The sequence below is a fragment of the Bradyrhizobium sp. WSM3983 genome, assembly GCF_000473045.1.
Taxonomy (GTDB): domain Bacteria; phylum Pseudomonadota; class Alphaproteobacteria; order Rhizobiales; family Xanthobacteraceae; genus Bradyrhizobium.
In genome coordinates this window covers 1-19917 of sequence record NZ_KI421489.1, presented here as the reverse complement: position 1 = coordinate 19917, position 19917 = coordinate 1, and the positions used below count along the sequence as shown (strand labels likewise).

The window sequence follows — 19917 nt, the reverse complement described above, 5'->3', positions numbered from 1 at the left end:
CCGCGTTAGGACAGCTCGTGCGACGGCCCCCGCATCCTAGAGCATGCCCGGTTCCGATGGAATTCAGAACCGGCGCAGCCCTCATCTGTTGTGAAGGCGCGTGCGCCTCAGGCTTCCTTGAAGCGGTAGCCGACGCCGTAGAGCGTCTCGATCATCTCGAAATCGTTGTCGACCACCTTGAACTTCTTGCGCAGCCGCTTGATGTGGCTGTCGATGGTGCGGTCGTCGACATAGACCTGGTCGTCGTAGGCGGCGTCCATCAGCGCGTTGCGGCTCTTGACCACGCCGGGCCGGGTCGCCAGCGCCTGGAGGATCAGGAATTCGGTGACGGTGAGCGTCACCGGCTCGTTCTTCCAGGTGCAAGTATGCCGTTCTGGATCCATGCGCAGCAGGCCGCGATCGAGCGCCTTGGCGTCGTTCTCCTTCGGCGCGACGGTCGGATCCTTCGGCGCCGAGCGGCGCAGCACCGCCTTGACGCGTTCGACCAGCAGGCGCTGCGAGAACGGTTTGCGGATGAAATCGTCGGCGCCCATCTTGAGGCCGAACAGCTCGTCGATCTCCTCGTCCTTGGAGGTCAGGAAGATCACCGGCAGGTCGGACTTCTGCCTGAGACGGCGCAGCGTCTCCATGCCGTCCATGCGCGGCATCTTGATGTCGAGGATGGCGAGATCGGGCTGGGTGGTGCGGAAACCGTCAAGCGCGGAAGCGCCGTCGGTGTAGGTCATGATGCGGTAGCCTTCGGCTTCCAGCGCGATCGAGACGGATGTGAGAATGTTGCGGTCGTCGTCGACCAAAGCGATTGTGGGCATGAGCCTCTGCTTTCTGCTTTCCGTTTGGGTCGTGGCTTAAACGGCGAGCAATCCAGTGATGCGCCGCATACATGGGTCCCGAACTTGGAATTCGAACTTTGTCACCGAGCAATGCAAGCTGGGCTGAAGTGTGACCAAGTTCCGCGAAACACGGCAGATTCGCCGCATGTCGACCCATAACCCGGCCCTCGTTTACCCGAAAAAAGGCCTGCCTTGCAACCACCTGAGCCGAGAAAGCCAATGCAACCGACCCCTGATTTCGACCCCGGAAAGCTTGCCAAATCGCTCCTCAGGCGGTCGCGGCAGGGGGCGCTCGCGACGCTCATGCCGGGCAGCGGCGATCCCTATTGTTCCCTGGTCAATCTGGCCAGTCACCCCGATGGTTCGCCGATCCTGCTGATCTCGCAATTGGCGGTTCATACCAGGAACATCCTCGCAGACAGCCGGGTCTCCCTGATGCTGGACGAGCGCGCTGCGGGCGATCCGCTGGAAGGCGCCCGGATCATGCTGTCCGGTCGGGCCGAACAGGCCGACGGCGAGAGGGATTTGCTCCAGCGGCGGTATCTCAATGCCCATCCGTCGGCGGAAGCCTTTGTCTCATTTAAGGATTTTGCGTTTTTCCGGATCCACCCTGCGGGAACCCATCTGGTTGCAGGTTTTGGCCGAATCGTCGATCTCAAGCCGGAGCAGTTCCTCACGGACCTCGCCGGCGCCGAGGATCTGCTCGCGGCGGAGGAGGGGGCGGTCGAGCACATGAATGCCGACCATCGCGACGCCATGGGCCTGTACGCAACGCGGCTGCTCGGCGCGGCCGCGGGCGACTGGCGCTGCACCGGCTGCGACCCCGAAGGTCTCGACATGCAGGACGGCCAGACCGCACTGCGGCTGGATTTTCCGGAGCGGGTCACGAACGGCACGGCGCTGCGCAAGATGTTGGTCCGTCTGGTGGGAGAAGCGCGTGCGAAGAGGGACTAACCCGCAATAGTTTGAACGTCGCCTCCCATCGCTGCGACCCAAGATCGTGATCGGTCTGAGATTGGCAGCGAGAAGGTTCATGACGCGTCGTTTGGCATTGGTCGCCGGCCTGGCGCTCTCGATCACGGCATCGCTTGCCACGCCCAGCTTTGCCCAGACGGGCGGTCTTGCCGCGCAGAGCGCGCGGATTAATGTGCTGAGAGGTGCCGGGAAATACTCCGAAGCGCTGCCGCTGGCGCAGGCCATGGTTGTCTCGCTCGAGAAGACCAGCAACAACCGCGATCTCGCCGCTGCCCTCAACAACCTCGCGCAGATCTATGCCGATCAGGGGCATGACGATCAGGCCGAGCCGATCTACAAGCGCGCCATCGCTTTGATGGAGAAGGGGACCGGCCTCGACAGTGTCGAGATCGCGCCCGTGCTGAACAATCTCGCCGCTCTCGATCAGCGGCAAGGCCGCTTCGCTGATGCCGAACCGTTGTTCAAGCGGGCGCTGGCTATCCGCGAGAAGGCGCTGTCGCGCGAGCATCCCGACGTCGGCCAGTCTCTCAACAATCTCGGTACGCTCTATGTGAAGCAGGAGCACTTTGCAGATGCCGAGCCGCTGTTCCAGCGGGCGCTCGCGATCTACCAGAAGGTCGGCGGCCCTGAGCATCCGGCGGTCGCGACGCTTCTGAACAATCTCGGCCAGCTTGATCGCGATCTCGGCCGCGACGCCGATGCCGAAGCGCCGATCAAGCGCTCGCTCGCGATCCGGGAAAAAGCGCTGGGGCCCGATCATCCCGACGTCGCGCGGTCCCTCAACAATCTCGCCGGCCTCTACGAGCACCAGCAGCGCTATGCCGAGGCAGAACCGCTCTATCGCCGCGCGCTCGCCATCCGCGAGCGTGCGCTTGGGCCGGATCATCCTGACGTCGCGACGTCCACCAGCAATCTCGCTTATTTCCTCTTTGTGTCCGGGCGAACCGCGGACGCGTTGCCGCTCGCGGAAAAGACGCTTGCGAATGGTCGCGCGCAACTGCGCGTGGTGCTGCCGATCCTGTTTGCGGCGCGCCAGCAATCGCTGCTGCCGCAAGACAAGGCGCTGGACGAGACGCTCGCCGCGATCCAGCGCGGCACGCAATCTTCCGCCGCATCCGCGGTGAACAAGCTCGCGGTGCGGCTCGCCGCCGGCAGCGACCGTCTCGCCGAGCTGGTGCGCAAGGACCAGGATCTCGCAGCCGAATCCGAGGCGCTGGACAAAGCGATTATCGCGGCCGTCTCGAAGCCGTCGGCGCAACGCGACGTCGCCTCCGAGCAGCGCAGCCGCGGGCGGATCGCGGCCATCGCAAGCGAGCGCGCCGGCCTGCAGAAGACGCTCGCCGTCGAGTTCCCCGACTACGCCTCGCTCTCCAACCCGCTGCCTCTGACGGTCAAGGACATCCAGCCGCTGCTGTCGGCCGACGAGGCGATGGTGCTCTATTCCGTCGTCGACAAGCGCAGTTATGTCATTGCCATCACGCGCGATGGCGCCGACTGGAAGGAAATTCCGCTTGGCGCGGACGCGTTGGCGCAGAAGGTTACGTCGTTCCGCAAGGGGCTCGATGTCGGCAAGGCGCGCGATGGCTCCGGCAAATCGGGTTTGTTTGATCTCGCGCTCGCCAACGAGCTCTATGTCACGCTGCTCGGCCCGATCGAGGCGCTGACCAAGGACAAGCGCAGCCTGCTCACGGTGCCGTCGGGCGCGCTGACCGCGCTGCCGTTTCATCTGCTCGTCACGGAGACGCCGCAAGCTGCGATCCCGGAGACGCTCGAAGGCTATCGCAGCGCCGCCTGGCTGCTGCGGCGTCAGGCTGTCTCCGTGCTGCCATCGGTGGCCAGCCTGAAATCGCTGCGTGCCTTTGCGCGCAAGGATCAGGGCGTCAAGCCGATGACCGGCTTTGGCGATCCCGTGTTCAATCCCGCGCAGGAAAGTCCTGCCGATCGTCGCGCCGCAAGCGGCAAGGTGGCCGCCCGCAACATTGCGACCATCGCTTATACCGATTTCTGGCACGGCGCCGGCGTCGATCGCGCCCGGCTTGCGCAGGCGCTGCCGCAACTGCCCGATACTGCGGACGAGCTGAGCGCGGTGGCGAAAGATGTCGGCGCGGCCGAGGCCGACATTCATCTCGGCCGCGATGCCAGCGAAGCAACGCTCAAGCGTGCATCGCTTGCTCAATACAGCATCATCTACTTTGCGACCCACGGCCTCGTCGCCGGCGACATCAAGGGAGTGGGCGAGCCATCGCTTGCGCTCTCGATTCCCGACCAGCCCTCCGAGCTCGACGATGGTCTGCTGACCGCAAGCGAGGTCGCGCAGCTCAAGCTCAATGCAGATTGGGTCGTGCTGTCGGCCTGCAACACAATCGCGGGCGACAAGCCCGGCGCCGAGGCGCTGTCGGGATTGGCGCGCGCCTTCTTCTATGCCGGCGCACGCGCGCTGCTGGTTTCGCATTGGGCAGTGGATTCGGAGGCTGCCACCCGCTTGACCATTTCGACTTTCGATCTGCTCAAATACGAACCAAAAATCGGCCGCGCCGAAGCACTGCGGCGCGCAATGTTGACGTATGTTGACGACACTTCATCGCCGCGTAATGCCTACCCTGCGATGTGGGGACCGTTCGCGCTCATCGGCGAAGGTGCGGTACGATAGGGCAGCGCAGCATTTGTGCGTCGCAAAACATTCGATAACGCCGAAACAGGCGTTTGGTTGCGCGATCATCCGTGATTTTTGCGCAGGCGTGCTCTGGGCTGACATGCGCGACGTTTGGCGCGGTCCTTGAATAAACCAAATCCTGCGGGATCAGCTTGGCAACGCCAGCGTTCATCATTATTAGGTCGTTCAGCCGAGGCCGGATGGCCTGTAATTCACGGTGACCGCGATGGCACCAAAGCTTGGTCGCGCTGTGTCGCGGATTCTAGGAGGATTTTTCGTGCAAGAGACGGGCGTGCGCAACGGTGCCTTCGGCGCCGACAAATTCGGCTTAAAGAATCTCAAGCAGGTTCACTGGAACCTCGGCGCGCCGCAGCTCTATCAATATTCGCTCGCTGCGGGCGAGGCGGTGCTGTCCGCCGACGGCGCACTGTGCGCCGATACCGGCGAGTTCACGGGCCGCAGCCCGAAGGACAAGTTCACGGTGCGTGACGCCACTACCGACAAGAAGATGTGGTGGGCCGGCAACCAGTCGATCACTGCGGAGCAGTTCGAGACCCTCTACCAGGATTTCCTCAAGCATGCCGAAGGCAAGAGCCTGTTCGCGCAGGACCTCTATGGCGGCGCCGATCCCGCCTACCGGATCAAGACCCGCGTCTTCACCGAGCTTGCCTGGCACTCGCTGTTCATCCGCACGCTCTTGATCCGCCCCGAGGCGATCGAGCTGTCGACCTTCACGCCCGAGCTCACCATCATCGACATGCCGAGCTTCCGCGCCGATCCGAAACGTCACGGCGTGCGCTCGGAGAACGTCGTCGCGATCGACTTCGCCCGCAAGATCGTGCTGATCGGCGGCTCCTACTATGCCGGCGAGATGAAGAAGTCGGTCTTCACGACGCTGAACTATTATCTGCCCGAGCGCGGCGTGATGCCGATGCATTGCTCGGCCAATGTCGGCGCCAATGGCGACACCGCGATCTTCTTCGGGCTATCAGGTACCGGCAAGACCACGCTGTCGGCCGATCCCAACCGCACGCTGATCGGTGACGACGAGCACGGCTGGGGCCCGAACGGCGTGTTCAACTTCGAAGGCGGCTGCTACGCCAAGTGCATCAAGCTGTCACAGGAAGCCGAGCCCGAGATCTACGCGGCGTCGACCCGCTTCGGCGCTGTGCTCGAAAACTGTGTGCTCGACGAAGATACCCGCGTCGTTGATTTCGATGACGGCTCCAAGACGGAGAACACGCGCTCGGCCTATCCGCTCGACTTCATCCCGAACGCCTCGCGCACCGGCCGGGCGCCGCAGCCGAAGAACGTGGTGATGCTCGCGGCCGACGCCTTCGGCGTGCTGCCGCCGATCGCCAGGCTGTCGCCGGCGCAGGCGATGTATCACTTCCTCTCCGGCTACACCGCCAAGGTCGCCGGCACCGAGCGCGGTCTCGGCAACGAGCCGCAGCCGGAATTCTCGACCTGCTTCGGCTCGCCGTTCCTGCCGCTCGATCCCAGCGTTTACGGCAACATGCTGCGCGATCTGATCGCCCGGCACAATGTCGACTGCTGGCTGGTCAACACCGGCTGGACCGGCGGCAAGTACGGCACGGGCTCGCGCATGCCGATCAAGGTGACGCGTGCACTGCTCACCGCCGCGCTCGACGGTTCGCTTCGCAACGTCGAATTCCGCACCGACAAATATTTCGGCTTCGCGGTCCCGACCGCGCTGCCGGGCGTACCGAGCGAGATCCTCAATCCGGTCAACACCTGGAAGGACAAGGAGGAGTTCGACAAGACCGCACGTGGCCTGGTCGGCATGTTCCAGAAGAACTTTGCCAAGTTCGAAGCCCAGGTCGACGCCGAGGTGCGCGCCGCTGCGCCGGACGTGAAGCTCGCGGCGGAGTAATTTTCAAATCGCTTGGAAGGCAAAAGGGCAGCCGAGAGTGCCCTTTTTGTTCTGTGGGCACCAGCATTTGTTTTGTGGGCACCAGCGCGAACCACGCCCTCGGTGTCGTCCCGGCGAAGGGCGGGACCCATACCGCGCGATCTACCGAGGGAGCGCGGTCCAAGTACCGGCGAAGGATCACTACGAATCTTCGCCAAATTGCTCCCTGTGGTTATGGGTCCCGGCCTTCGCCGGGACGACTTTGGGGAGACTTCAGGCCTTGAAATACGCGATCTGCGTCGTGGTCGCCAGCAGTCGCCCGTTCGGCGACCACAGCTCGGCGTTCTGGTCGGCGTAGCTCTTGTGCATGATCTTCGAGTCGGCCGTCGCGAGCACACGCGTGATGTGTTCGGCGGCGAGTTCTTCGCGGTCGGTGTGAAAATAGGTCGTCAGCGACACCGTGCCGAACGGCACCAACTCGCGCCTCGCGTGGAAGATGCGGCCGAAGAAGGCATCCGACATCGACATCAGCGACGGCATGTCGAGCCTGCGCGGCTCGCGGTCGCTGATCCAGAGCTTTGAGTAGGTGCTGGCGAGCTCCGCCTGCGGCGGCCCGAGCCGCATCTCGCCTTCGACGAAGCGGAATTCGTACTGGTTGGCCCAGGACGCCGAAATCGTCGGGAATGGCAGTGTCTGTTCGAACGGCTTTGTATCCGGATATTGCGCCACCCTGTGCTCCCAGGACGGCCGGCGCTCGGCGAATACGGCGGTGGCGAGTGTCGCGACCTCGCCGCCGCCCTGCGATAGTTCGACGCTCCAGTGCTGGCTGGATCGGTTGGCCTTCACCAGCCGTATGTCGAGATCGAACGGGCCCTTGGCAATCGGCGCGCAGTAATTGACGGTCAGCGCCAGCGGATCGCCGGCACGTTGCGGATGCTCGATCAGCGCGCGCAGGATGGTCGCGGCGGTCGCGCCGCCGAACGGGCCGACGAAAGCCCAATAGTCGTCGCTGGTGTGCCCCTGCCAGCTGGAGTCACCGGCGGTGATGCGGGTGGCATCGTCGAAGGGGTGCGGAAGCTTGGCGTGCATTGTCATGTCCGGCTTTCAATGACGGACGTCATATCACGTCCGACGCCGGTTTGTGCAATTACCTCTGGGGTAGCCGATTTCACGCTGCGGAAAAATCAGCTCGCGGCGTCGCGCATGTCTTCTGCGGTCTGGAACGGCGGCGTGATCGGATTGACCGGCACGTTCCAGATTTCCTCGGCATATTCGCGGATGGTGCGGTCGGACGAGAACCACGCCATGCGCGCGACGTTGAGGATGGAGGCGCGGGTCCAGGCCGGCGCCACCTGCCATCGCGCGTCGACGGCGCGCTGCGCCTCGTAATAGGAATCGAAATCGGCGCTGACCATGTAGTGGTCGAGATAGCGCAGCGCATGCGCGATGGATTCGAAACGGCCGGGATCGCCGGGCGAGAACTCGCCGGCGCCGATCGCATTGATGGCGCGCTGGAGCTTTGGCGAATTGCGGATCACGTCGGAGGCATCCAGCCCCTGCTTGCGCTTGATCATGACGTCGCCAGCTTCCATGCCGAAGATCGCGATGTTCTCCACGCCGACCTGGTCGCGGATCTCGATATTGGCACCGTCGAGCGTGCCGATGGTGATGGCGCCGTTGAGCGCCAGTTTCATGTTGCCGGTGCCGGAAGCTTCCATGCCGGCGGTCGATATCTGCTCGGAGAGGTCGGCCGCGGGGATGATCACTTCCGCAAGGCTGACATTGTAGTCGGGCAGGAAGACGACCTTAAGCTTGCCGCCGATCGCGGGATCGTTGTTGACGACCTCCGCGACGTCGTTGATCAGCTTGATGATCAGTTTTGCGTAGCGATAGCTCGCCGCCGCCTTGCCCGCAAAAATCTTCACCCGCGGCACCCAATTGCCGTTGGGATCGTCCTTGATCGACTGGTACAGCGCGACCGTCTCGATGACGTTGAGCAGCTGCCGCTTGTATTCGTGGATACGCTTGATCTGCACGTCGAACAGCGCGGTCGGGTCGACCTTGATGCCGAGCCGTTCGCCGATCAGGCGCGCAAGTGCCGTCTTGTTGTGAAGCTTGACGACGTGGAATTTCTTCTGGAATTCGACGTCGCTGGCACGCGCCTCGATCAGCGAGAGCTGGGTCGGGTCGTCGAGCACGGCTTCGCCGCAAGTCTCGCGCAGGAGATCGGTCAACTTCGGATTCGCCAGCATCAGCCAGCGGCGGAAGGTGATGCCGTTGGTCTTGTTGGTGATGCGGCCGGGATAGAGATGGTTGAGATCGTGGAACACGGTCTCGCGCATCAAATCCGAATGCATTGCCGAGACGCCGTTGATGCGGTGCGAGCCGACGAAGGCGAGCTGGCCCATGCGCACGCGGCGCCCGCTCCTCTCGTCGATCAGCGAGACCGAGGCGCGGAAGTCGATGTCGCCGGGCGCGCGCGCTTCGGCGAGGGCCAGATGCTGCACGTTGATGCGGTAGATGATCTCGAGATGGCGCGGCAGCAGCTTCTCGAACAGCTCGACCGGCCAGGTCTCCAGCGCTTCGGGCAGCAGCGTATGATTGGTGTAGGACAGCGTCGCGACCGTGATCTTCCAGGCCTCGTCCCAGCGGAAATTGTGGAGGTCGACGAGGATGCGCATCAGCTCGGTGACGGCGAGGCTCGGATGCGTGTCGTTGAGCTGCACCGCGACCTTGGACGACAGGCTGCGCAGCTGGCCGTCGGAGGCGAGGTGCCGCTTGATCAGATCCTGCAGCGACGCCGAGACGAAGAAATATTCCTGGCGCAGCCGCAGCTCGCGGCCAGCCGGGCTCTCGTCGTTCGGATAGAGGAATTTGCAGATCGCTTCCGCGCGCGACTGCTCGGCGCTGGCGCTGACATAGTCGCCCTTGTTGAAGGCGTCGAGCTTGAGCGGATCGGGCGAGCGTGCCGACCACAGCCGCAGCGCGTTGACGTGCTGGCCGCGCCAGCCGACGATCGGCGTGTCATAGGCGATCGCCTGCACCGTCTCGCCGGGATGCCAGATCGCGCGGTCGCGTCCCTTGTCGTCGACATGCTCGACGCCGCCGCCGAAATTGATGTCGTAGATCACTTCCGGCCGCTGCAATTCCCAGGGATTGCCGAAGCCGAGCCATTCGTCCGGATATTCCTGTTGCCAGCCCTGATTGATGATCTGGCGAAACAGGCCGTAATCATAGCGGATGCCGTAGCCGATCGCAGGGATCGACAGCGTCGCCATGCTCTCCATGAAACAGGCGGCGAGACGGCCGAGGCCGCCATTGCCGAGCGCCGCATCCGGTTCGCATTTGCGCAGCTCAGGCAGCGAGACGCCGAGATCGCCGAGCGCAACCTCGAAGATCTTCAAGAGCCCCATGTTGTTCAGCGCGTCAGTGAAGAGGCGGCCGATCAGGAATTCGAGCGAGAGATAATAGACGCGCTTGCGGCCTGCGTCATAACTGCGCTTCTCGGCGGTGAGCCAGCGATGCACGATGCGGTCGCGCAGTGCGAGCGCCGCGGCCTGGTACCAGTCGTGCCTGGTCGCCATGCCTGCATCCTTGCCGATGGCAAGGCGCAGCTTCGCCAGGATCGCGCCCTTGATCTCCGACAACGCGAGCTCGTCGATGGGCTGACCGGGGGCGGGGAAATTTGGCTGGAACGATTGATCTTGCAAGGCCGTCACTTCCTGGTCGCGAGAACACCACTAACCCTACGCGTCTTGTAACGTACGCGGCTTGTAACTTACGCATCTTGCCCCTGCACCGGAACCGTCGCTGGCGCGGCCGTGCACTGCGCTGGCGTAAAATTATGCAAGGAATGGGCCGATTTGGGAACCCGGACGAGCACGGAGAGGCGCGAATTTGGTGCTAGATTGGAGACAGATTCAGCCATCAGTGTGGAGACGCCCCATGAGACTGCTGATCGAAATTGCCGCTGCAGCGCTTCTAGTCATTTGCATCGCTACCTCGAGCGCCGCTGTCGCCGCCGGCAAGCGCAGCGCCGATGGCCTCAGCTGCGGCTTCTCCCTCCCGCAAAACGCAACGCCTGCCGCGCGCTGCGCCGCCATCAAGCGCCAATGCGGCGGCAAGTTTTACGCGAGCGCCTGCGGGCATAAGTTGATGTCGGCGGCGAATTGAGCCCGACCGGCGCAACAAAGATGGTGTCGTCCCGGCGAAGGCCGGGACCCATAACCACCGCTGTCAGAGAAGATGCGGGAGATCGCGCCAGTCTGGATTTTCCTGCTCAATCAAGCGAATCTTCCAGTCGCGTTGCCATTCCTTGAGCGCTTTCTCGCGTGCGATCGCTTCGGATGGCGATGCATACGTCTCGACGTAGACCAGCCGCGTCACGCCGTACTTCTTGACGAACTTCGAGCCGCGTCCCGAGCGATGCAATGTCAGCCGGTTGCTGATGTCATTGCAGACGCCGATGTAAAGCGTGCCGTAGCGCCGGCTTGCGAGAATGTAAACGTAGTAAGCGGCTGGTGCATTCATTGCTGGGCGCCCATTTCCAAACACGTCTGGTCGCGGTGGTTATGGGTCCCGGCCTTCGCCGGGACGACGGTCTTACATAGACCATTTGCCATCAGAACAAATTAAGAACACTTTAGCAAGTCTTTGATATATCATTGTGATTCGGCGCATCGCCGACACAATATCTAGGGTCTGACAGCCGTCGCGAGGTCTACATGTCCACCATTGCCTTCGATCAGTTTGCCCTCACCCGGATCGCCGATTTCGCGCGGTCGCTGTCGCGGCTGCACCAGGCGGCGCGGCGCTATGCCGTGGACGACGACCAGTTCGACCGCGAGTTCAACGCGGTGTGCCAGTCGATCTGGGGCTACACCATCGACGACATCAGCGACGATCTGTTCGCACCCGAAGATCATCACTTCCTCGACACGCTGGACGAAGCGCATGCGCGCATCTTCGCGGCCGAGCAGGGCTATGATCTTGTCAGCGAGACCCGCATGCTGACCGACTGGTGGGGCTTTTGCTGGATGATCCTGGCCGAGAAGCGCGGCCTGCTGACGCCGGACAATCGCGCCGCCGCGCGCGCGGCGATCGAGGAGAAATATCTGGCGGCGCCGAATGTGATCGGCGTGATTATCGGGAGGTGACGCTCTCGACCCTCATCCTGAGGAGCTTGCGTAGCAAGCGTCTCGAAGGAAGAAGGCCGAGCTGCAGTAGCCGGGCCTTCATGGTTCGAGACGCGCGTTCCGCGCTCCTCACCATGAGGATCTCAATCCAATCCCGCCCGCTTCGCCGACTTCGCCGGCGTCTTCGGCACCGTCACATCCGGCAGCGTCTCGCGCACGATCTCGGCTGCTGGCGCATCTGCCGCCACCGTTTCCGCGCGCACCGGGGCCACCTTCATCTCGCCGAGCCGGGCGCGGACCTGCGCGGTGAGACCGGGATAGGAGGCGACCGGGGTGAACTCCGCGGTCTGCTCCTGGCCGAGGCGGACGCCGGTATAGGCGACGAGGCCGTCGGTGGTGGCGATGACGTCGCCGGCCTTCAGCGAACTGTCCAGCGTCAAATCGACCGGGGCGAGCCCTGCCGGCTCGCGACCGTTGCAGGTGCAGTCCGCGCGCAGCGCCTTGCGATAGGCGAACGCGTTCTCGCTGTCGGCGTAGCGCTCGCCGGTCTGCGAATAGGCGCCCTCGATCGAGGAGCCGAAGAAGACCTTTGTGGTGCTGGCAGGACAGAACGCCTGACACATTTGCGCCGGCGAGGCGAGGCCGCGCATCAGCGGAAAATATTTGCCGTCGCAACTGCGCACGCAGAACGCCGGGCCGGAGCCACCGGCCGCCGCCGAGCGGGTTGGCGGCACATATTGCGGCTGGACAGCCGGATTCTGCTGACCGGTGAAGGGATCGACGTAGGAGTTCGCCTGCGGCACGTCGCGCTGCGGGCGTTGCTGGGCGCCGCCGAAGAAGAAGTCGAACAGGCCTTCGGCTGCAACCGGGGCCGGAGCTGCAAGCAGCGGTGCTGCAAGGATGGCGGCCACGAGCATCGCGCGACGCCGCCGGCGCGCATGGAACACTATCGTACGCAACGCTTACTCCACCCGACGCTACTGAACCGGCCGGGACCATCAGGGTCTCAGCACATGATTCACCATAAAGCGGGATGGTAAATGAGCGGTTGAAGGGGCGCCTCGCGCCGTTATGCCTTCAAAAATTCCGACGCCTTGTACAGCGAGCGGAACGGCAGGCCGGCGGCACCAAAGGTGTCGTCGGCGCCTTCCTCGCGGTCGACCATGGTCAGCACCAGCACCACTTCGGCGCCGGTCTCGCGCACGGATTCCACGGCCTTCATCGCCGAGCCGCCGGTGGTGGTGACGTCCTCGACGATCACGACGCGCTTGCCCTCGAGCGTCTCGCCCTTCGGCAGGCCTTCGATCGCGAGCTTGGCGCCATGCTCCTTCGGTTTCTTGCGCACGAAGAAGGCCGCGATCGGATGGCCCTTGATCCAGGAGATCTGCGCCAGCGCGCCGGCCAGCGGCACCGCGCCCATCTCGAGCCCGCCGATGAAATCGAGCTGGTCGTCCTTCAGCGTCTCATAGGTGAGCTCGGCGAGCAGCGTCGCGCCCTCGGGGTCGAGCATGGTCGGCTTGAGGTTGAAATAGAAATCGCTCTTGCGGCCCGACGCGAGCGTCACCTCGCCCCGGCCGAAGGAGCGGCGCCGGATGATTTCGAACAGGCGGGCGCGGGAGGCAGATTTCGACACGGCAGTCCCTCGGGAGCGTTTTGAGAGCTGGCGGAATTTATCCGCGACCGCCGTGACATTCCAGAGGGGGCGTCCCCCGTCAACAGGGATCGGCCATCCCGGTCCGCCGGTTGTGAGGGTGCAACTTTCTGGAGTAGGTGGATGCCGATATCCCGGGCAAGGAAATTGGGCAAGGAAACAGGCAAATGACCATCGAGCTGCACACCTGGAACACGCCGAACGGCCGCAAAATATCGGTCGCGCTGGAGGAAATGGGGCTGCCCTACAAGGTGGTCCCGGTGAACATCACCAAGGGTGAGCAGATGGCGCCCGGGTTCCTCAAGCTCTCCCCGAACAACAAAATCCCCGCGATCCTCGACCCCGAGGGGCCGGACGGCGAGCCCGTCAGCATCTTCGAGTCCGGCGCGATCCTGCTCTATCTCGGCGAAAAGACCAGTAAATTCCTGCCCAAATCGCTCGCGGGCCGCATCCCCGTCTATGAATGGCTGATGTGGCAGATGGGCGGCTTCGGGCCGATGCCGGGCCAGGTGCACCATTTCATTGCGCTGGAGGACGAGCAGGACCGCGCCTATGGCCTGAAGCGCTACATGGCCGAGACGCGCAGGCTCTACGGCGTGCTTGACCGCCGCTTAGAGGCCCGCGATTTCGTCGCCGGCGATCTCTCGGTCGCCGATTTCGCCATTTTGGGTTGGGCCTGGCGGCATCCGCGCCACAAGGTCGAGCTTGCCGATTTTCCCAACGTCAAGCGCTGGTACGACGCGCTGATGGCTCGCCCGGCGGTGAAACGGGGCATGGAGGCGAAGCTGGATTAGTCTCTTCGCTCTCGCATCTCGTGCCCCGGACGCTGTGCAGCGCGCAAGCGATGCACTGCAGAGCCGGGGCCCATGCGGCAACACTGGGTCCCGGCTCTGCGCAGCACCGCAAGAGCGCTGCAGCGCGTCCGGGACACGAGCGCGGTTTGCAACAGTCGGCTACACCTTCCGCGCTTCCACGGCCATCCTGACCGCAAGCCCGGCGAGCACGGTGCCCATCAGCCAGCGCTGCACCAGCATCCAGCTCGGCCGGCTCGCCAGGAACAGCGCGATCGATCCGGCCCCGAGCGCGATCATCGCGTTCACGCTGACGCTGATTGCGATCTGGATCGCGCCCAGCACCACCGACTGCGTCAGCACGCTGCCAGCCGCGGGATCGATGAACTGCGGCAGCAGCGCCAGATACAGCATCGCGATCTTCGGATTGAGCAAATTGGTGACGAGCCCCATCGCGAACAATTTGCGCGGGCTGTCGATCGCGAGCTTCTTCACCTGGAATGGCGACCGCCCGCCCGGCTTCACCGCCTGCCAGGCGAGCCACAGCATGTAGCCGGCACCGGCGAAGCGCAGCGCGTCATAGGCAAAGGGAATCGCGAGCAGCAGCGCCGTGATGCCGAACGCCGCGCACAGCATGTAGAACACGAAGCCCAGCGCCACCCCGCCCAGCGAGACGATGCCTGCCGCCGGCCCCTGCGTGATCGAGCGCGAGATCAGATAGATCATGTTCGGCCCGGGCGTGAGCACGAGACCGAGGCAGACGAGGGCGAAGCCGAGCAGGGCGGAGGTGTGGGGCATGGGTGAACCGGTGCGGGAGATGCACGGGTTTTAATATGCGCAAAGTTGTGGAGCTATCGCGCAATTGCACGGAGGACAATTGTTTCGCGCGGCTCCCTCCAATGTCGTCCCGGCGAAGGCCGGGACCCATACCCCCAGGGAGAAGTGCGGCGCGAGATCGCAGTTGGCAATCTTCGCCTAACTCGATGTTGTGGTTATGGGTCCCGGCCTTCGCCGGGACGACACCAGAAGTGAGGCGAAATCAGTGCGCCTCGTCCCAATTATTCGCCGCCCGCGCATCCACATGCAGCGGCACCGACAGCAGCACGGCCGGGAACGGCGCGTCCTGCATGACGTGCTGCACGACGGGGAGCGTCGCCTCGACCTCGGCGTCGGGCACCTCGAAGATCAATTCGTCATGCACCTGGAGCAGCATCTGCGCCGAGAGCTTCTTCTCGGTCAGTGCGTCCTCGACGCGCGTCATGGCACGGCGGATGATGTCGGCGGCGGTGCCCTGAAGTCGCGCGTTGATCGCGGCGCGCTCGTTGAAGGCGCGCACCGAGGCGTTGGAGGCCTTGATATCAGGGTAGTGGCACTTGCGGCCGAACAGTGTGGTGACGTAGCCGTGGCTCCGGCAGAAATCCCGCGTCTCGTCCATATAGGCGCGGATGCCGGGGAAGCGCTCAAAGTACTTCTTGATGTAGGCCGAGGCCTCTTCGCGCGCGATGCCGAGCTGGTTGGCGAGGCCGAACGCCGAGATCCCGTAGATGATGCCGAAATTGATGGCCTTGGCGCGGCGACGGATCTCGCTCGGCATGCCCTTGATCGGCACGCCGAACATTTCCGATGCGGTCATGGCGTGAATGTCGAGGCCGTCGCGAAATGCCTGCTTCAGCACGGGAATGTCGGCGATCTCCGCCAGCAGCCGCAGCTCGATCTGCGAATAGTCGGCGGACACCAGCTTGTGTCCAGGCGTTGCGATGAAGGCGCGCCGGATCTTGCGGCCATCTTCGGTACGAACCGGGATGTTCTGCAAGTTCGGCTCGTTCGACGACAGCCGGCCAGTCGTGGTCGCGGCCAGCGCGTAGGTCGTGTGCACGCGATGGGTCTGCGGATTGACATAGGTCGGCAGCGCGTCGGTGTAAGTCGATTTCAGTTTCGAGACCTGGCGCCACTCCAGAATCTTCCGCGGAAAATCGTGGCCCTGCTCGGCGAGCTCGTCGAGCACCTGCGCGGTGGTCGACCACGCGCCGGTCTTGGTCTTGGTGCCGCCCGGCAATCCCATCTTGCCGAACAGAATGTCGCCGATCTGCTTGGGGCTGCCGACATTGACGGGCTCGCCGGCGATCTCCTGGATCTCGGCTTCGACGCGCGCCGCAGTCTGGGCAAAGTCGCCGGAGAGGCGCGACAAGACCTGGCGGTCGATCGAGATGCCGCGCCGTTCCATGCGCGCGAGCACCGACACCAGCGGACGCTCGAGCGTCTCGTAGACCGTGGTCATATGCTCGGCGACGAGGCGCGGCTTCAGCACGCGCCAGACGCGCAGGGCCATGTCGGCGCCTTCCGCCGACAACAGCGCGGCTTTGTCGATCGGCACCTGATCGAAGGTGATCTTGCCCTTGCCGCTGCCGAGCAGCTCGCTCTCCTTCAGCATGGCATGGCCGAACCAGCGCTCGGACAGCGATTCCAACGCGTTCGAGCCGCGCCCGGCGTCGAGCACGTAGGAGATCAGTTGCGCATCGTCGGTGTTGCGCAGGGTGATGCCGTGCTGCGCCAGCATGACGGCGGTAAATTTGACGTCGAAGCCGATCTTGAGAATGCCCGTCGATTCCAGCATGCGCCGCAGCGCTTGAATCGCGTCTTCGTGCTTGACCTGATCCGGCGCAAGACCGGCGTCGAACAGGCCAGCGCCGCCGCCGGACTGCTTGTGCGCCAGCGGCACATAGCAGGCCTCGTTCGGCGCCAGGGCCAGCGCGATGCCGCAGAACTCGGCCTGCATCGGATCGATCGAGTTTCCTCGCATCTCGATCGCAACGTGGCCGGCATCATGGATGCGTGCGATGAAGGCGTTGAGTTCCTTCAGCGACTTGATCGCCTGATATTTGCTGCGGTCGACCGGCAGCTTCCGCAGCGCCTCCTCACGCGCAGCGGCGAGCGAGATCGGAGCGCCTTTCGGGCTGGCGGCCTTGTCTTCCTTGCTCGCCGATGTGTTGCGCTCGCCCGGCCGAGCCTGGGCCGGGGTGCCGGCGCCCGGTGCGGGCACGACGTCCGAGGGCGGCAGCGGCGAGAACACGCTGGCACCGCTCGCATAGCCGGGATCGGCGTCGACGCTGCCAAGGTCGATCTGCGAATAATCGGCGACACGGCGCGTCAGCGTGGTGAATTCCATCGCCTTCAGGAAGGCGATCAGCTTGCGGGCATCGGGCTCGTGGACGGCGAGGTCGTCGAGCGGCACCTCCAGATCAACCTTGTCGTCGAGCAGCACGAGCTGGCGTGAGATCCGCGCTTTTTCGGCATTCTCGATCAGCGCTTCGCGGCGCTTCGGCTGCTTGATCTCGGTGGCGCGGAACAAGAGTTGTTCAAGATCGCCATATTCGACGATCAGCTGCGCCGCGGTCTTGATGCCGATGCCGGGAACTCCAGGCACGTTGTCGGTGGAATCGCCGGCCAGCGCCTGGACTTCCACCACCTTCTCCGGCGGCACGCCGAACTTCTCGATCACCTCGGGGATGCCGATGCGGCGGTCCTTCATGGTGTCGTACATGGTGACGCAATCGGTCACGAGCTGCATCAGATCCTTGTCGGAGGAGACGATGGTCGCGCTCGCGCCGCGCTCGCAGGCCTGCCGCACATAGGTCGCGATCAGATCGTCGGCCTCGAAGCCCACCTGTTCCAGGCAGGGCAGGTCGAAGGCGCGCACGGCTTCACGGATCAGCGCGAATTGCGGGATCAGATCGTCCGGCGCAGGCGCCCGATGCGCCTTGTACTCGGGGTAGATCTTGTTGCGGAAGGTGACCTCCGACTTGTCGAAGATGATCGCGAGATGCGTCGGCCGGTTGTCCTCCGGCATGTCGCGAAGCAGCTTCCACAGCATGTTGCAGAAGCCGAGCACGGCATTGACCTGCAGGCCGTCGGACTTGCGGTTCAGCGGCGGCAGCGCGTGATAGGCGCGGAAGATGTAGCCGGAACCATCGACCAGGAAGACATGGTCGCCTTTTCCTGCCGCCTTCGCCGCGACCGGTTTGGCAGCAGCTGTCGCAGCAGCGGGCTTGGTGTCTGCAGCCTTGGGTGCAGCAGCCTTGGTGTCAGCTTTGGCGGAGGTCTTCGGGGATGTCTTGGGCATGGCCGCAATGTATGAATTTTTGCGGGCTTTGACAGCCTTGGGAGGGGGATTTTTGGGCAGCTGGCGCTACTATCCCCACTGTCATTCCCCACATTCACGCTGTCATTCCCCGCGAAGGCGGGGAATCCAGTACGCCGCGGCTTTTCCGCATACGACTGCCGGCTCTGGAATACTGGATGCCCCGCCTTCGCGGGGCATGACAGTCACTCCGCCGCCTGCAACACAGTACTGGCCTTCTTCGGTGCGATCCAGAATGCGTCAGGCCGCTCGAACAGGAAGTCAGCGTGCAGTCGCAGCGCGGCCTGCCAGATCGCCAGCGATCCGATCAGGCCGACGATGGTGACGATCAGCGACACCGTGCCGATGTCGGTGATGATTCCGCCGCGCAAGAGCAGCGTTCGCGTCGCAGCCATCGGCAGGAAGAAGGCGAGATAGATCACGATCGAATGCTCGCCGCAGAAGCGGAAGAAGTTCAGCCAATGCGCGCGCGCAAGCAGCGTGCCGATGGTGATGATGGCGCACGCACCGGCGAAGCCGAGCACGAGCGAGACGATCTTCCATTCGCTCGCGCCGAGCACGACGAGGCCGGCATTGACCAGCGCCCAGGCGGCGAGCGCTGCAAGCGCAAGTGCCGGATGGCTGCGCGCGCGATCCGACAGGACGAACACGTAAGGCGCGAACAGATAGCCCGAATAGAAATAGACGAAGCGCGCGCAGAATTCGTCGATCGCAGTCCAGCCGGTTGTGATGCGCGCGCTCTCCAGCGCGGCCACTACGAGCCAGATTGCCGGTGCAGGGATTCCACGTGTCAGTTTTGTGACGACGAAGAAGATCGGCAGCAGGTAGATGAACCAGAGCGTGCCGAACGGCTCGATGAAGGATTCGAGATAGAGCAGGCCAGCGTCGCGCCAGCTGGTTTCGGCCGCGAAAGCAGGCGCCTTGAAGCCGAACTGGATTGTCACCCAGACGACATAAAAATAAGCGAAATGCACCACCTTGCGGTCGAGATAGGTTCGCCAGTCCCGATCGATCACCAGCGGCAGGAACAGGCCCGAAATCAGGAAGAAGTCCGGCATCCGGAACGGCTTTGCGAAGGCCACCAGGACATGCATGAAACCGGTCTCGCCGGCGGCGAGCTCGACGCCCAGCACCGAATGCATCATCACCACCATGACGATGCAGATGCCCTTGGCATAGTCGACCCAATCGACACGCGCAGCAGCCGGGCCCGTGGTGCCCTCGCTCGCGGCGATTGTGCCTGATGATGCCATGGTGTCCCGTTTCGAGGCGTGTTCCGCCCGATCCTGTGTAGGCGTGGGGCAGTGTGGGGCCTTGTGGTTTCCGACTTCTTTACCGGTACAAATCGCGTGCCGGTTTCTGAGCGTGGGCTCTTCCTTCCCGGCGGGAAAATGCTAAACCGCCCCCGGATTGGGGTTTCGTTAACCAAGCTAGAGCAGGGATTTTCATGCGCATCGCGATGATCGGCACGGGTTATGTGGGACTGGTGTCCGGAGCCTGCTTTGCGGATTTCGGTCACGACGTCACCTGCGTCGACAAGGACGAGAAGAAAATCGCGGCGCTTCATCGCGGCGAGATTCCGATCTACGAGCCGGGCCTCGACGAGCTGGTCGCAACCAATGTGAAGGCCAAGCGGCTCGACTTCACCACCGACCTGTCGAAGCCGGTCGCGGATGCCGANGCGGTGTTCATCGCGGTCGGCACGCCGTCGCGTCGCGGCGACGGCCATGCCGATCTCTCCTACGTCTACGCTGCCGCGAAAGAGATCGCGCAGTCGCTGTCCGGCTTCACCGTCGTGGTGACCAAGTCGACCGTGCCGGTCGGCACCGGTGACGAGGTCGAGCGCATCATCCGCGAGGCCAACCCCAAGG

At 63.7% G+C, this 19917-nt stretch carries 16 protein-coding genes; 7 read left to right on the top strand and 9 right to left on the bottom strand.

Annotation, left to right across the window (positions count from 1 at the left end):
- Positions 1 to 107: 107 nt before the first annotated feature.
- Complete coding sequence (locus tag YUA_RS0140810) at positions 108 to 809, bottom strand: response regulator transcription factor (RefSeq protein WP_027535781.1); 702 nt, start codon at positions 807 to 809, stop codon at positions 108 to 110.
- Positions 810 to 1049: 240 nt separating this feature from the next.
- Between YUA_RS0140810 and YUA_RS0140805 the strand changes: the two genes are divergently transcribed.
- The 3 genes from YUA_RS0140805 (at position 1050) to YUA_RS0140795 (ending at position 6352) form a co-directional block, all read left to right on the top strand.
- Positions 1050 to 1784, top strand: coding sequence for a HugZ family protein (locus tag YUA_RS0140805; RefSeq protein WP_027535780.1), 735 nt, complete (start codon positions 1050 to 1052; stop codon positions 1782 to 1784).
- A 79-nt stretch (positions 1785 to 1863) separates the two neighbouring features.
- Positions 1864 to 4455, top strand: a complete 2592-nt coding sequence (locus YUA_RS0140800) for a tetratricopeptide repeat protein (protein ID WP_027535779.1) — start codon at positions 1864 to 1866, stop codon at positions 4453 to 4455.
- 280 nt (positions 4456 to 4735) lie between these two features.
- The gene (locus tag YUA_RS0140795) at positions 4736 to 6352 is read left to right on the top strand and encodes a phosphoenolpyruvate carboxykinase (RefSeq protein WP_027535778.1); all 1617 of its coding nucleotides are present in this window, start codon (positions 4736 to 4738) and stop codon (positions 6350 to 6352) included.
- A gap of 252 nt (positions 6353 to 6604) precedes the next feature.
- Here the strand turns inward: YUA_RS0140795 and YUA_RS0140790 are convergent, their stop codons facing one another.
- Positions 6605 to 7420, bottom strand: coding sequence for an acyl-CoA thioesterase II (locus YUA_RS0140790; protein ID WP_027535777.1), 816 nt, complete (start codon positions 7418 to 7420; stop codon positions 6605 to 6607).
- Between the two features lie 95 nt (positions 7421 to 7515).
- Positions 7516 to 10041, bottom strand: coding sequence for a glycogen/starch/alpha-glucan phosphorylase (locus YUA_RS0140785; RefSeq protein ID WP_027535776.1), 2526 nt, complete (start codon positions 10039 to 10041; stop codon positions 7516 to 7518).
- Positions 10042 to 10276: 235 nt separating this feature from the next.
- Here YUA_RS0140785 and YUA_RS0140780 point away from each other — a divergent pair, with 235 nt between their 5' ends.
- A complete protein-coding gene (locus tag YUA_RS0140780; protein ID WP_027535775.1) occupies positions 10277 to 10504 on the top strand; it encodes a hypothetical protein in 228 nt (75 codons plus the stop codon).
- A 63-nt stretch (positions 10505 to 10567) separates the two neighbouring features.
- Here YUA_RS0140780 and YUA_RS0140775 read toward each other — a convergent pair whose 3' ends face one another.
- Positions 10568 to 10861, bottom strand: a complete 294-nt coding sequence (locus YUA_RS0140775; RefSeq protein ID WP_027535774.1) for a GIY-YIG nuclease family protein — start codon at positions 10859 to 10861, stop codon at positions 10568 to 10570.
- A 194-nt stretch (positions 10862 to 11055) separates the two neighbouring features.
- Here YUA_RS0140775 and YUA_RS0140770 point away from each other — a divergent pair, with 194 nt between their 5' ends.
- Positions 11056 to 11487, top strand: a complete 432-nt coding sequence (locus YUA_RS0140770; RefSeq protein ID WP_027535773.1) for a hypothetical protein — start codon at positions 11056 to 11058, stop codon at positions 11485 to 11487.
- A gap of 122 nt (positions 11488 to 11609) precedes the next feature.
- Here the strand turns inward: YUA_RS0140770 and YUA_RS0140765 are convergent, their stop codons facing one another.
- A complete protein-coding gene (locus YUA_RS0140765) occupies positions 11610 to 12383 on the bottom strand; it encodes a DUF2865 domain-containing protein (RefSeq protein WP_035973085.1) in 774 nt (257 codons plus the stop codon).
- Between the two features lie 152 nt (positions 12384 to 12535).
- Positions 12536 to 13099: an orotate phosphoribosyltransferase gene (pyrE, locus tag YUA_RS0140760; protein WP_027535771.1), complete on the bottom strand. Its 564-nt coding sequence runs from the start codon at positions 13097 to 13099 to the stop codon at positions 12536 to 12538.
- Positions 13100 to 13284: 185 nt separating this feature from the next.
- On the opposite strand from pyrE, the gene YUA_RS0140755 reads away from it, so the two are divergent.
- Positions 13285 to 13911, top strand: a complete 627-nt coding sequence (locus tag YUA_RS0140755) for a glutathione S-transferase family protein (protein WP_027535770.1) — start codon at positions 13285 to 13287, stop codon at positions 13909 to 13911.
- 159 nt (positions 13912 to 14070) lie between these two features.
- On the opposite strand, the gene YUA_RS0140750 is transcribed toward YUA_RS0140755, so the two are convergent.
- The 3 genes from YUA_RS0140750 to YUA_RS0140740 form a co-directional block, all read right to left on the bottom strand.
- Positions 14071 to 14706, bottom strand: coding sequence for a LysE family translocator (locus YUA_RS0140750; RefSeq protein ID WP_027535769.1), 636 nt, complete (start codon positions 14704 to 14706; stop codon positions 14071 to 14073).
- A gap of 241 nt (positions 14707 to 14947) precedes the next feature.
- On the bottom strand, positions 14948 to 18028 hold the full coding sequence (gene polA, locus YUA_RS0140745; RefSeq protein ID WP_027535768.1) for a DNA polymerase I: 3081 nt from the start codon (positions 18026 to 18028) through the stop codon (positions 14948 to 14950).
- Positions 18029 to 18231: 203 nt separating this feature from the next.
- Positions 18232 to 19299, bottom strand: a complete 1068-nt coding sequence (locus YUA_RS0140740) for an acyltransferase family protein (protein WP_027535767.1) — start codon at positions 19297 to 19299, stop codon at positions 18232 to 18234.
- A gap of 194 nt (positions 19300 to 19493) precedes the next feature.
- Here YUA_RS0140740 and YUA_RS46675 point away from each other — a divergent pair.
- Positions 19494 to 19917: 2-dehydropantoate 2-reductase N-terminal domain-containing protein (locus YUA_RS46675; RefSeq protein WP_035973082.1), on the top strand; the 424-nt coding region annotated here is incomplete at its 3' end.

What these genes read in the sequence shown, in the direction of transcription:
- YUA_RS0140810 (WP_027535781.1), bottom strand. Translation starts at nt 809, where the DNA reads ATGCCCACAATCGCTTTGGTCGACGACGACCGCAACATTCTCACATCC.
- YUA_RS0140805 (WP_027535780.1), top strand. Translation starts at nt 1,050, where the DNA reads ATGCAACCGACCCCTGATTTCGACCCCGGAAAGCTTGCCAAATCGCTC.
- YUA_RS0140800 (WP_027535779.1), top strand. Translation starts at nt 1,864, where the DNA reads ATGACGCGTCGTTTGGCATTGGTCGCCGGCCTGGCGCTCTCGATCACG.
- YUA_RS0140790 (WP_027535777.1), bottom strand. Translation starts at nt 7,420, where the DNA reads ATGCACGCCAAGCTTCCGCACCCCTTCGACGATGCCACCCGCATCACC.
- YUA_RS0140780 (WP_027535775.1), top strand. Translation starts at nt 10,277, where the DNA reads ATGAGACTGCTGATCGAAATTGCCGCTGCAGCGCTTCTAGTCATTTGC.
- YUA_RS0140775 (WP_027535774.1), bottom strand. Translation starts at nt 10,861, where the DNA reads ATGAATGCACCAGCCGCTTACTACGTTTACATTCTCGCAAGCCGGCGC.
- YUA_RS0140770 (WP_027535773.1), top strand. Translation starts at nt 11,056, where the DNA reads ATGTCCACCATTGCCTTCGATCAGTTTGCCCTCACCCGGATCGCCGAT.
- YUA_RS0140765 (WP_035973085.1), bottom strand. Translation starts at nt 12,383, where the DNA reads ATGCTCGTGGCCGCCATCCTTGCAGCACCGCTGCTTGCAGCTCCGGCC.
- YUA_RS0140755 (WP_027535770.1), top strand. Translation starts at nt 13,285, where the DNA reads ATGACCATCGAGCTGCACACCTGGAACACGCCGAACGGCCGCAAAATA.
- YUA_RS0140750 (WP_027535769.1), bottom strand. Translation starts at nt 14,706, where the DNA reads ATGCCCCACACCTCCGCCCTGCTCGGCTTCGCCCTCGTCTGCCTCGGT.
- polA (WP_027535768.1), bottom strand. Translation starts at nt 18,028, where the DNA reads ATGCCCAAGACATCCCCGAAGACCTCCGCCAAAGCTGACACCAAGGCT.
- YUA_RS0140740 (WP_027535767.1), bottom strand. Translation starts at nt 19,299, where the DNA reads ATGGCATCATCAGGCACAATCGCCGCGAGCGAGGGCACCACGGGCCCG.